General features: G+C 60.8%; 10 protein-coding genes. 5 read left to right on the top strand and 5 right to left on the bottom strand.

From position 1 onward, the window contains the following. Positions 1-179 precede the first annotated feature (179 nt). Complete coding sequence (locus tag FHX15_RS03450) at positions 180-2,081, bottom strand: potassium transporter Kup (RefSeq protein WP_184393691.1); 1,902 nt, start codon at positions 2,079-2,081, stop codon at positions 180-182. A gap of 135 nt (positions 2,082-2,216) precedes the next feature. Then, complete coding sequence (locus FHX15_RS03455; protein WP_184393693.1) at positions 2,217-3,521, bottom strand: hemolysin family protein; 1,305 nt, start codon at positions 3,519-3,521, stop codon at positions 2,217-2,219. 288 nt (positions 3,522-3,809) lie between these two features. Between FHX15_RS03455 and FHX15_RS03460 the strand changes: the two genes are divergently transcribed. The 3 genes from FHX15_RS03460 (at position 3,810) to FHX15_RS30870 (ending at position 6,560) form a co-directional block, all read left to right on the top strand. Beyond that, complete coding sequence (locus FHX15_RS03460; protein ID WP_312861592.1) at positions 3,810-5,180, top strand: DUF882 domain-containing protein; 1,371 nt, start codon at positions 3,810-3,812, stop codon at positions 5,178-5,180. 121 nt (positions 5,181-5,301) lie between these two features. Continuing rightward, positions 5,302-6,201, top strand: coding sequence for a LysR family transcriptional regulator (locus tag FHX15_RS03465; protein ID WP_184393697.1), 900 nt, complete (start codon positions 5,302-5,304; stop codon positions 6,199-6,201). 203 nt (positions 6,202-6,404) lie between these two features. Then, the gene (locus FHX15_RS30870; protein WP_246778855.1) at positions 6,405-6,560 is read left to right on the top strand and encodes an entericidin; all 156 of its coding nucleotides are present in this window, start codon (positions 6,405-6,407) and stop codon (positions 6,558-6,560) included. A gap of 6 nt (positions 6,561-6,566) precedes the next feature. Here the strand turns inward: FHX15_RS30870 and FHX15_RS03470 are convergent, their stop codons facing one another. Beyond that, positions 6,567-6,917 carry a hypothetical protein gene (locus tag FHX15_RS03470; RefSeq protein WP_184393699.1) on the bottom strand — a complete coding sequence of 117 codons (351 nt, stop codon included), beginning with the start codon at positions 6,915-6,917 and terminating at the stop codon, positions 6,567-6,569. A gap of 31 nt (positions 6,918-6,948) precedes the next feature. Beyond that, positions 6,949-7,947 carry a glycine betaine ABC transporter substrate-binding protein gene (locus tag FHX15_RS03475; RefSeq protein ID WP_184393700.1) on the bottom strand — a complete coding sequence of 333 codons (999 nt, stop codon included), beginning with the start codon at positions 7,945-7,947 and terminating at the stop codon, positions 6,949-6,951. A gap of 674 nt (positions 7,948-8,621) precedes the next feature. Between FHX15_RS03475 and FHX15_RS03480 the strand changes: the two genes are divergently transcribed. Together FHX15_RS03480 and FHX15_RS03485 are read left to right on the top strand one after the other, a co-directional pair. Continuing rightward, positions 8,622-10,076, top strand: coding sequence for a cobyric acid synthase (locus tag FHX15_RS03480; protein WP_184393702.1), 1,455 nt, complete (start codon positions 8,622-8,624; stop codon positions 10,074-10,076). A 146-nt stretch (positions 10,077-10,222) separates the two neighbouring features. After that, a complete protein-coding gene (locus FHX15_RS03485) occupies positions 10,223-10,993 on the top strand; it encodes an SDR family oxidoreductase (protein WP_184393704.1) in 771 nt (256 codons plus the stop codon). A gap of 31 nt (positions 10,994-11,024) precedes the next feature. Here FHX15_RS03485 and FHX15_RS03490 read toward each other — a convergent pair whose 3' ends face one another. Beyond that, a complete protein-coding gene (locus FHX15_RS03490; protein WP_184394019.1) occupies positions 11,025-12,815 on the bottom strand; it encodes a chloride channel protein in 1,791 nt (596 codons plus the stop codon). Positions 12,816-12,841 lie beyond the last annotated feature (26 nt).

A 12,841-nucleotide genomic window follows, 5' to 3' on the forward strand; every position in this document is an offset into this window, starting at 1 on the left:
GCCTCCTTCTCTTCAGCCTCATCGTCACAACTAAAATGTAGGTATTCGAGCTGGTTCAAACAAATGAAATGAACTGGCCTTTATGTTCAGCTAAATTGAAAGCTGAGAGCGCATTGGTGCCCATTGCATGCGGCAGCCATATCGAAAGGCGGATGACGTGCGCGATGCAAGCGCGGCCGTCAAATCACCATTTGCTCTCCGAGTTCCACCACCCGATTGCTGGGAAGCTGGAAATAATCCGAGGGATCGATGGCGAAGCTTGCCATCGCGATGAAGAGCCGGTCCTGCCAGGCCGGAAGGCCGACATTCGGGTCGCTGACCAGCTTGCGTCTGCCGACATAGAAAGAAGTCGACATGATCTCGAAATCGAAGCCCGCCTTGCGGCAGAGCGGTAGGGATTTGGAAACGTCGTGATCTTCCATGAAGCCGAAGAGAAGCTGGATCTTGATGAAGCGCTCCGACAGCTTTTCGATCGTCACCCGATCCGTCTCCGCCACATAGGGGCGCGCCGCGGTTTTGACGGTGAGAATGACGTTGCGCGCGTGCAGAACGCGATTGTGCTTCAGGTTATGTAGGAGCACACCCGGAACGGCGTCGGGAAGGCTGGTCAGGAAGATCGCGGTGCCTGGAACCCGGGTAGGCGCGTGATCCGATGGACGTTCAATCGACTTCAGGAACGGCATCAGCGGTATGTTGTTTCTCGATGACCTGTCGCGGATAAGGATGGTTCCCTTCTTCCAGGTCCACATCATCACCATCAGCGCCCCGGCGATCAGGACGGGGACGTAGCCGCCATCGTGGATCTTCAGCAGGTTCGCACTGAGAAAGACGCCTTCGAGCAGGAAGAGCGGCAGGAGTGCCGCCAACGAGGTCACCACGTTCCATCCCCAGACGACGCGGAGAAACTGGAACGCCAGGATCGTCGTGACGACCATCGCACCGGTGACCGAAATTCCATAGGCTGTGGCAAGGGCCTCGGAGGAACCGAAGGCGAAGATCAGCGCAAGGACTCCGGACAGGAGCGCCGCATTCACCGCCGGGACGTAGATCTGGCCGGTGTTGGAGGCGGAGGTGAAGCAGATCTCCAGCCGCGGAAGGAACCCGAGGTGGATCGCCTGACGGGCAAGAGAGAACGCCCCGGTGATGACCGCCTGGCTGGCGATGATCGTGGCTGCCGTGGCAAGGATGACCACCGGAAGGATCGCCCATTCCGGAAACAGCAGGAAAAACGGATCGGACGCGGCCGCCGGATTGGCAAGTACCAGCGCGCCCTGGCCGAGATAATTTGCCAGGAGCGACGGGAAGACCACCGCAAACCAGGCAGCCTGGATCGGCTTCCTGCCAAAATGGCCGAGGTCGGCATAGAGCGCTTCCGCGCCCGTTACGGTCAGGAAGACGGCGCCGAGCACCACGAGGCCGACCAGACCGGCATGGGTGATGAAGTTGAAAGCATAGTACGGATTGAGCGCAGCGAAGATCGAGGGATCGTCGGCAATATGGACAAATCCGCCAACGCCCATGACCACAAACCACAGGAGCGTTATCGGGCCGAAGAGTTTTGACACGGACGCGGTGCCTACCGACTGCACCAGGAACAGGAGGAGCATGATCGCGACGGCGATCGGCAACACGTAGGGCGTGAAAACAGGGGTCACAAGCTTTAGCCCCTCGAGCGCCGACAGTACCGACAGGGCAGGCGTGATCATCGCGTCGCCGATGAAGAGCGCGGCGCCAATGATGCCCGCGAAGAAAAAGATGGTCGCGTGCCGGCTGGTTTTCTTCATGAGGAGAGCGAGCAGGGAAAGGGTTCCGCCTTCGCCCTCGTTGTCCGCCCTTAGAAGAAACAGCACGTATTTGAACGTGACGATGAATGTCAGCGTCCAGATCATCAGCGAGATCAGCCCGATGACTTCCTGCGGCGTCACGCCATCGTGGACGAAGGGGCGAAGCGCTTCGCGGAAGGCATAGAGCGGGCTCGTTCCGATGTCCCCATAGACCACTCCGATCGCCCCGAGCACGAGGGCGGAAAACTTTTGCTGGCCTGGATGGAACCGGTCTGCTTCGTGAGCGGTGGCGGACATCAGCATTCCCTGATTGTTGTTCTGCCTCTTAGTTCGCAACGAAGGATATGGAGCGCAAACCTGAGAATGGCACGCCCTAATCGCAAGCAGGGGCGCACGGGCGTCGGCCGATGGCATCCCGGCCAACCGTGCAGCTCAGGTTTCTGCCCGCGCCTCGTCCTTTGTCATGCCGCTGACGAGGACCTTGTCGACGCGCCGCCCGTCGAGGTCGATCACCTCAAATTTCCAGTCGTTCTTGACGAAGGTTTCCCCAAGTTCCGGCAGGTGCTTCAGTTCTTCCAGAACGAGGCCGGCGACGGTCTGATATTCGACGTCTTCATCGAGGTGGAAGTTCATGAATTCCGAGAATTCGTCGATCGGCGTCCATCCGGACACGAGATAGGAGCCGTCATCGCGCCGTTTGATCGCCGGTTCTTCGCCGGAGGCTGCGTCGCCGAAGACGCCCATGATCGATTCCAGGATGTCGCCTGAGGTGATCACGCCTTCGAAGTGGCCATATTCGTCGTAAACCAAAACCATATGCTGTGACGATTTCCGGATGGCTTCGATCACCGAGGAGGCAGGGGCGAGGTCCGAGATGATCGGAACGTCCCGCACCAGCGTCATGATGTCGACCGACCGGCTGGCCGCAAGCGCGTCGTAATAATCCTTGACGGCGAGAACGCCGAGAACCTCGTCGGAGCTGCCCTTGCGGGCCGGCAGCCGCGTTCGCGATGTGGACTGGATGGTCTTGCGGATTTCCTCGGGAGAATCTTCGATATCGACCAGTTCGACATCGCGCCGCGGCGTCATGAGCGCGCGTGCCGTTCTGTCGGCAAGACGCATGACGCCGGTGATCATGGCGGATTCGCCGCTCTCGATCACGCCGGCGCTCTGGGCTTCGGCGAGAACCGTCTTGATCTCCTCGTCGGTGACGCCATCGGCGTTCTTTCCGGACTGGCCGAGCAGGGTGAGAACGAGTTTGCCCGAACCGTCGAGCAGCCAGACGAGGGGGAGGGCGGCCTTCGACAGATAGGTCATCGTCGGCGCAACCCTGGCCGCGACCGCTTCCGGTGCGCGAAGCGCCATCTGCTTGGGCACCAGTTCGCCGATGATGAGGGAGAGATAGGTGATCGCCACCACGACCGAACCGACGCCGAGACCGTCTGCCCAGGCACTGGGAAGCCCCTGCGCCAGAAGCCAGGAGGAGAATCGTGCGCCGAGCGTCGCACCCGAGAAGGCGCCGGAGAGGACGCCGACGAGGGTAATGCCGATCTGCACCGTCGACAGGAAGCGACCGGGATCTTCGGCAAGGCGCAGGGCCAGTTTCGCTCCTCGGCTTCCCTGGTCTGCCAGGACCTTGAGGCGCGCCGGGCGGGCAGAGACGATCGCGAGCTCCGACATCGCCAGTACGCCGTTGAGAATGGTGAGGAAGATAACAATGGCTATTTCGGTATACAAACTTTGTCCTGTTTCGCTGATAATGCTGGATCGAAACTATGCGATCTCGGCTCGCTTTGCGAGGGTTGCTGTCGAAGATCGTGCCTCCTGAGCAAGTTAATTGTGGTGGAGCTTTCCTCTACCAGCGTCGCTCGTGAGTTGCATGCTGTCGTCCGCAATCGTCGGCGCTTCATATAATCCGCGCTGATAAACCCCCTCTTAAGGATCTGTTGACCATAATGAAGGCTTAACGCCGCCGCGTGTGCGGTGCCTGTGATGTTTTCGTGTCTCGCACCAAGGACGAAGCCTGTGTCCCTTCATCAAGCCATCGCCGCCATTCCGGTGACCGCGTCAGCGTGGTTTCTGTCTGTCGTCGCCCATCGTATGGCGCTCGTTGCGGCCTTGGTTTTCGCCGTCATTGCCGGATCGGGCGAGGCAGCGGCGGAGGACCGGGCGCTGAAGCTCTTCTTCACGCATACGGGGGAGCGGGCGACGATCGTCTTCAAGCGGAACGGCAAGTACGATCAGCGCGGGCTCGCCCAGATCAACCGCTTCCTGCGCGACTGGCGCCGCAACGAGCCGGCCAGGATGGATCCGCGCCTGCTCGACCTCGTCTGGGAAGTCTATCGCAAGAGCGGAGCGACGGACACGATCCACGTCGTCTCGGCCTATCGCTCGCCGGCGACCAACAACATGTTGCGCAACCGCTCGCGAAATACCGGGGTTGCCAAGCACAGCCAGCATATGCTCGGCAAGGCGATGGATTTCTATATTCCAGGCGTCAAGCTCGCGACGCTGCGCGGAATTGCCATGCAGATGCAGGTGGGCGGCGTCGGCTATTACCCGACATCGGGTTCGCCCTTCGTGCATCTCGACGTCGGCAATGTGCGCGCCTGGCCGCGCATGTCGCGCCAGGAACTGGCGCGGCTGTTCCCGGATGGGCGCACGATCCATCTGCCGGCGGACGGACGGCCGCTGCCCGGCTATCAGCAGGCACTTGCCCAGCGCAAGAAGGGCGCTGCCTCCGCGCCGATACTGATTGCCACCAATGAAGACGAGGACGACGATGCGCCTGTGACGGTCAGGAACCCGGACCCCGTCGTGACCGGAAGCCTCGTCACGGCCATGCTGCCCACCCCGCAGAGACGTGCCGATATCGGGTTGACGCGGCAACTGGCCAAGCCGGAAGACGAGGTGGCGGCGGATCGTGGTTTTGCCGATCTCGCTTCGCTGACGGTACCGCTTCCGGCGCTGCGACCCGTCGAAAGCGAGATTATTGAGAGCGAGGTGTCGATACCCGCCCTTGCGCCAGTGCCTGCAATTGCGCCCGTCCTGGCATCCGTCCGGCCGGCTGAGGCCGACTTCACACGCTTCGTCGTTGGCCGAAACCCCGCCAATGCCGCGCTGGTCGCCGACAGGCTCACCCATCCGGCGCCAACAGTGGAGCAGATCGCGGTGTTGCCGGTCTCCGCATCACGGCATGTTTCGCGCGGCGTCGGCGCCATGTCCGCGCGGGCTCTGATCGTCTGGGCCGTGCGGTCTCCTGAGAGCACGGTCGAACTGACGGCGCCGCGCATGATGGGCACGAGCTATCCCAGCGGCCGCGGCGGAGGCAGCCCGGTTGCGGTCAGTGCTGACGGAAAGGGCTTCAAGGCCAGCCGCTTTGGCACCGACGGATAGCGGCGGGGAGCTGAGATCAAAGGCACCGCCGCTGACCACCCTGCAAAAACAGGGGTTCGGTTGACTTTCAATCAAATGGAATGATAACCTCGCTCATTCAGAAAAATTGAAAGATGTGACGATGACCATCCCGTTTCGCCGTCCCATTCCTCTGCTCGACAACGACGTGCTGCGCACCTTCGTCGCCATTGCAGAAACCGGTAATTTTTCGACTGCGGCCGAGGCTGTCTTTCGTACGCCGTCGGCCGTTTCCATGCAGATCAAGAAGCTCGAAGAGCAACTTGGCGTGACGCTGTTTCGCCGCGATGCGCGGTCAGTGACGCTGACGACGCATGGTGAAATGCTGCTGTCTTATGCGCGCAACATTCTGGCGCTTTCAAACGAGGCGGTGTCGCGCTTCATCATGCCCGAGCTCAGCGGCGTGGTGCGGCTCGGCGCGCCCGAGGATATCGGCGAGCGGCTGCTACCGCAGATCCTGAAGAGCTTCGCGCAGACCTATCCAGGCATCATGGTCGACGTGACGATCGACATGAGCATCGGTCTGAAAAAACGGATGGAGGAACAACGCCTCGATCTCGCCCTCATCAACTGTGCCACGCGTCCGTTCCCGACCGGTGGCGAGGTGGTCTATCGCGAACGGCTCGTCTGGGCAGGCGCCAAGTGCGGCTCAGCCCATCGCCGCGACCCGCTGCCGATCTCGATCTGGGAAGACGGCTGCATCTGGCGGCAGGAAGCGATCACCCAGCTCGAGCGTAACAAGCGGCCCTATCGTGTCGCCTATCTCAGCGCCCATACGATGGCACAGCGCGCCGCCGTAGTCTCCGATCTCGCCATCGCGCCGCTGCCTCTCTCCTATATCGCCGAGGATATGGCGATCCTCGGAATCCAGGAAGGGCTGCCGGAACTGGGCTCGTTCGATATTCAGCTTTTGACGGCTTCGCAGATGACGGGACCGATCGAGACGGTTGCCGACAGCATCCGCGCATCCTTCGCCGAGAGGTCGAAAGCAGCGGCTGCGTGATTTCGCCTAGATGTGAGCTTTCAGGAGGTTGTCCATTCGGACGCACGGCGCTCTAACTCTGGATTGACGCATCAGGCTTTCCGAAAAATCGATTCCGGTTTTCGAGCCGATGCTGTAGCCGGTGAACTTTTCGCTCACGAATGCGTTATCCCGCCCGGACGGCTTCAGCCGTTCGGGCTTGATTTCAAAAAAGGATTTCGCACATGACGACTACGGGTAAAATCGCATCAGCCTTGATGATCCTTCTTGCGCTGTCTTCGTGTGCCAACACGATCCGCGGGGTGGGCCGGGATACGGCAAACGCTGTCAACGCAACGCAGGATGCGGGCCGCAGTGTCAACCACGCTGCAAAGAGATAATTAGTTTCAGACTTTCGAAGCCGGATAGGCTTTTTCCAGGCCGCCGGATCGGGTGAGCCCGGTCCGGAATGCGGCATAGGCGGGGTGCTGGCTGGAACGTGCCGTTTCCATGAGCCTGATCTGCAGCCGGGCAGGTGCGGCTTGCCCGATCCATTTGCCGAGGGTTTCGAGCTTCAAGGAGTTGAGGAAGCGCGAGGCAGAGGCGAGATCCAGATGACGGTGCAGGCCCTCAAGCAGATTGTCGTCCTGGGCCGGATTTTCCATCAGCAGCGACAGATAGGATTTGTCGGCTTCCGAAAGTGCGGCGAATTTTTCCGCGACGGTATCGCGATCGGGGAAGGGCATCGTGCCAGTCATAACGAATCGTCCAGTCCTTGTTTCACGCGATTTATAGACTGGCCTTGACCTTCTCGGCTACATCGGCTGGAACCCAGTGGCTCCATAGTTCCTCGTAATTCTCAAGGAAGTAATGGGCCGCATTCTCATTGTCTTCGCCGTTTTCGTCCTGCCATGCCAGCACCTGGCTGATGGTCTCGTTATCCCAGCTGCGCGCCTTCAAATAATTCATGACCGGGCCGGCGCGATCGGCGAATGATCGGGTTATCAACGTGAAGGCCTGCGACACCGGATAGGCGTTCACCTTAGGATTGGGACAGCCTCGAACCGAGGTACAGGCATCCCATTCGACCTGATCATGCGGCACGCCGAAATTAAGAAGCTTCATGTCATACTTGCCGATGACCGATGTTGGCGACCAGTAATAGCCGATCCAGCCGACCTTGTTGTCGAAGGCACGGGCAATCGAAGCATCGAAATCGTCGGGGGTGCGGCTGTCGATCAACGCAAAGCCGAGCTTGTCGGCATTGAGCGCTCGGAAGAGATTGCGCGTCGAGATTTCGCAGGCCCAGGATTCCGGGCAATTGTAGACGGCAGCGCGCGAAGGATTGTAGGTGTCGGGAAAGAGTTCCGGGTGCCTTAGCGCATCCTGTACAGAGCCGATATCCGGGTTCGCGTCGGCGATGAATTTGGGGATGTACCAACCTTCGATCGCACCGTCGGCAAGGATTTCGGCGCCCTCGACCAGGCGGCCGGCTTTGATGGCGTCATCGAGCTGCGGCTTGAACCCCTTCACCCAGAATTCCGAGGCGATATCGGGCGTGCCGCTGGTATTCATGGAAGTAAATGTCGGCAACGTGTCGCCATTGACGATGGTGACAGAGCAGCCGTAGCCCTTCTCAAGGATGAATTTGTCGAAGTTCGCGGCAATGCCGGCGGAACTCCATCTCATTTGGGCAATCGAAACCTTGCCGCATCCGGCAGCCTGCGCCTCGCGCATCCCCGCATATAGGGAGAGGGCAAAGATGAACGATGTGAAAAATGCCTTCATTATAAGTTCCCCGAATTTTTGTATGATCGAACATGCATGTGTCGGGGCAATTAGCCGACAAATCGGTGCTCCGCGTCAGGTGCCAGTTGCCCGGGGAACATATGGTTCGCCGGGCTTTCCTGTCCGCGGCGCCGTTCGTCTGGATTTCCGGCGGCTCGTCGTGAGCCATTTCTAGCGATGGTTGATTATTAGCAAGCCTACGGAATTGCGGCAACAAATCAACTCCCTTTCTGGGCTGTATCAGTCACTAAACTATTGAATCCGAAGAATTTACGCTCAAGCTCATGAAAAGTATTACTTTAACTGCGGTCGGTGGAGGTGCACGTTAACGGCGAGGACGAACATCGTTTCAGAAGAAAAATTAGGAAAAGTGCAAAAAAGGTCGAAATTCACGTCGAAGCACGCGTTCAATAACCATCCGGTAAGAATGTGCCGTTATCTGTTGTGACGCGGCGGGGGACAACCGCTGCTTCTCCGGATCAGGTAGAGCGTCCCGGAGAAAGCGAGCTTCATCGTGTAATGATGAAGGCGTCAGCGTTTTATGGCAAACCGCGTTGGGCTGATGGCCTGATCGCGGTTTTCGCATTTCTGGGTTCCTGTTGACCCGCCTGCAACGCTCATTGTAGGCCTGCCGGAAACGCTATCACGGATAGACACCCCAGGGATCGACGCCTATGACCAGAGCTATCATGCTGCAGGGAACCGGCTCGGATGTCGGCAAGACGGTCCTCGTGGCGGGGCTTTGCCGGCTGGCGGCCAATCGCGGACTGAAGGTCAGGCCCTTCAAGCCGCAGAACATGTCGAACAATGCTGCGGTTTCCGATGACGGCGGGGAGATCGGCCGGGCTCAGTGGCTGCAGTCTTTGGCGGCGCGGACACCATCCTCAGTGCATATGAACCCGGTGCTCTTGAAGCCGCAGTCCGAGAATGGCAGCCAGATCATCGTGCAGGGCAGGGTGTTCGGGCAGGCGAAGGGGCGCGATTATCAACGATTGAAACCGCAACTGCTCGCTTCCGTGCTGGAAAGCTATGCGAAGCTTTCCGAGGGGGCCGATCTTATCATTGTGGAAGGAGCGGGCTCGCCGGCAGAGATCAATCTCCGGGCCGGCGACATCGCCAATATGGGCTTTGCGACAATGGCGAACGTGCCGGTCGTGCTCGTCGGGGATATTGACCGCGGCGGCGTGATCGCTTCGCTTGTCGGCACCCATGCGATCCTCTCGGCAGAAGACCGCACGATGATCTCGGGCTATATCATCAACAAGTTCCGTGGGGATGTAAGCCTGTTCGACGACGGGATCACATCGATCGGGCAGTTCACAGGCTGGCCGTGCTTTGGCGTCGTGCCCTGGCTGAAGGCGGCGGGGCGGCTGCCGGCGGAAGATTCCGTCGTGCTGGAGCGGCTAGCGAAGGGCGAGCGACGGGCGCTGAAGATCGCCGTGCCGGTGCTGCCGCGCATTGCCAATTTCGACGATCTCGACCCGCTGCGGGCCGAGCCCGACGTCGAGCTCGTCTTCGTGAGATCAGGCGAGCGGCTGCCCGACGATGCGGGGCTCATCATCCTGCCGGGCTCGAAATCCACGATATCAGATCTTTCCGCTCTCAAGGCGCAGGGATGGGATTGCGACCTTGCCGCTCATGTCAGGCGGGGCGGCCGCGTGATCGGCATCTGCGGCGGCTACCAAATGCTCGGCCGCAGGGTGCGTGATCCACTGGGCATCGAAGGGGCGGTGACCGACATCGAAGGGCTCGGCTTGCTTGATGTCGAGACGACGATGGCGCCGGAGAAGACGGTGCGCAATAGCTCTGCTCATTCGGCGGAATATGAAGTGCCGCTGTCGGGCTATCAAATCCATCTCGGCATCACGCGGGGCGCGGATTGCGAGCGGCCGGCGGCGATCGTGGACGGCCTGGCCGATGGTGCGGTCTCGCCCGACGGGCGGATCATGGGCACCTATCTGCACGGCCTCTTCGGCAGCGACGCCTACCGTAGCCGGCTGCTTCAAAGCTTCGGCCTCTCAGGCGAAAGCGCCAACTACCGCGAGAGCATCGACCGGGCGCTCGACGAGGTCGCAAGCAGCCTGGAGGATCATCTCGATCCGCGCTGGCTTGCAGGATTGCTCGGCTAGGCCGGATTCTACAGGAAAGGACCCTTGGCGTCCCCGCAGGATATCTGGCTGAAGGAGGTTGCGGTCGCGGCGTTCTGCTATTGCCAAATTAGTTGACTCAGTCCATTAATTATTGCTGTGACGCGCCGGTCGGGAGCGATGAGACCATGAACATACTGGATAGATTTTCGCTGGCGGGCCAGGTGGCGCTCGTGACCGGCGGAGGCCGCGGCCTGGGCTTCGAGATGGCGCGCGCGCTTGCCGAGGCTGGGGCGCATGTCATCGTCACCGGGCGCACGTCGGCGACGCTGGAGGAGGCGGTAAGGACTATTCGCGCCGCCGGCGGCACGGCGGAGGCCGCCGCGTTCGACATCGTCGACCGAGAGACTCAGCGTACACTGATGGCCCACATCGAAAAGGTCCATGGCCGCCTCGATATTCTGATCAACAATGTCGGAGTTCGCGACAGGCGGCCGCTGGCGGAATTCGACGACGATGCCATCATCGAGCTGTTGCGCACCGATCTGGCCGCGGCGATGACGCTGTCGCGGGATGCCGCCGTGCTGATGAAGCGGCATAATTATGGCCGCCTGATCGCGGTCACCTCGATCAGCGGCCATGTCGTCATGCCCGGCGATTGCGTCTATCCGGCGGCCAAGCAGGGTTTGACCGGCCTGATGCGCGGCATGGCGGTCGAATTCGGCCCATACGGCATCACCAGCAACGCGATTGCACCTGGCTGGTTCGCTACCGAGACGAACGCGGTGATGGCTGCGAACGAGGAGTTGATGCCCTTCGTGCGCCAGCGCATCCCGATCCAGCGCTGGGGCCGCCCGGATGAGATCGGCGGCGCGGCACTGTTTCTTGCGAGCAGTGCGGCTTCCTTCGTCAATGGCCATGTGCTGACCGTGGACGGTGGCATGACCGTCAGGATGTGAGCGGAGATGCTCGCAGCGCGCGGCAAATACCTCAGATCTCGCCTGAGACCTCGCGGCGGCGGCGGTCGAGTTCTTCGCTGTAGCGGCGCAGCGTGTGGCTTTCGCTGAGTTGCCCGATCACCTTGCGCTCGATGAGATTGTTGACGACGGCGAGTGCTTCGCTTTCGGTCTTGTCGAAGATCGCTGCCGCCTGCTTGGCATTCATCTGCGGCTGCAGGAAATCGTTCTTGTAGCGGATGAAATCCGACAGTCTCTGGCCTTCATCCTGCGTGCTGATCGGATTGGCATAAACCTCTGGCACGAGCACGAGACCTGTATATTTGTCGCTGTCGTCGACGAGGATGACCCGCTGCGTCGAACCGATCGGGAAGGCTCTCTTGAAGTCGTCGAGTGTCATGTTGTTCCTGGCTGTCTTCACATCTGATCGCATCAGCTTGTCGACGGTCAGGTTGCGGATCCAGCCGACATCATGGGCGCTGCGGATGCTTTCGCCACGCAGGTGGAAGCGCCATGTGGCGAAGGAATAACCGAAGGTCGTTCTAACGACGAGCGACGAGGTGATGACGGCGGCGAGCACCAGGGCGGTGATCGGAAAGTCGCCGGTGATCTCCAGCGCCAGGAAGGTCATGGTGAGCGGCCCGCCGATGACGGCGACGGCAAGCGAGCTCATGCCGACCACGGCGTAGATGACGGGCGTCAGCGTCGCGTCGGCGAAATAGGGCGCCGAATAGGCAAAGAGCTTGCCGAGCAGGGCGCCCATGAAGAGCGAGGCGAAGAACAGGCCGCCCCTGAAGCCGGAGCCGATCGAAACCGCCGAAGCGACCGATTTCAGCAAAAACAGACTGACAAGGGCGGGGATCGTGACTTCATTGGCGAGGTTCAGATGCAGTGCGCCATGGCCGGCGGCCAGAACCTGCGGCGAAACCAGCGCCAGCAGACCGACGACGATGCCGCCGAGCGCCGGGCGGAAGGGCAGCGGGATGGAACTCTTGCGCGCCAGTTCCTCGACGAAGGAAACGCCCTGCATGAGCAGGATGCCGACGCCGGCGCAGAAGGCGCCGAGTGCGATCGCTGGTACGTAATCGGCCGGCTGAACGGCACCGAAACTGCCGACATCGATGACGAAATCGCTGCCGGCTAGCAGGCGGGCGACCAGTGTGGCGACGAGGGCTGCGACGACGACCGGTGTCAGCGAGACGATGGTGTAGGTGCCGACAATGAGCTCGAAGGCGTAGAAGGCGCCGGTCAACGGCGCGTTGAAGGCTGCGGCGATGGCGCCGGCCGCACCGCAACCGACGAGTACGCGCAGATCGGCCCGACGCAGCTGCAGTTTCAGACCGAATTTCGAGGCGATGCCGGCTGCAAGCTGCGTATAGCCGGCTTCCAGACCGACCGAGGCGCCGAAGCCGTTGGAGATGATGTTCTGGACCGCGACGAGAATGCTGTCGGTCAGCGACAGGCGGCCGCCATGCAGCGCATTGGCCTCGATCGGGTCGACCATCGGCTTCTTGCGCCACTTTGCCAGGATGAAGATCAAGAGGCCAAGCAAGATGCCGCCGGCGAAAGGCGCCGTCATCAGCAGGAACTTGTTGTCGATCTGCGAAGCGCTGAGCCGGGTTTCGGTCTCTATCCCGAAGATCAGCCTGTGCATCTCCTCGGAAAGGAAACTCATGGCGCTGACCGCCAACCCCGCAGCGATGCCGACCAGCGCGCCGGCAAAGACAAGGCCCATTTCACTTTGTCTGGCGAGGGCGCGCAGGCGTCCCAAATCGAAAATAATCGTGAGGGGCCGGAAGCGGCGGATATCCATTCGGGACAGCATCATAGGAGAACTAGGCGGCAGGAGGA

Origin of the sequence: Rhizobium sp. BK650, assembly GCF_014195325.1 — a bacterium.
Taxonomy (GTDB): domain Bacteria; phylum Pseudomonadota; class Alphaproteobacteria; order Rhizobiales; family Rhizobiaceae; genus Rhizobium.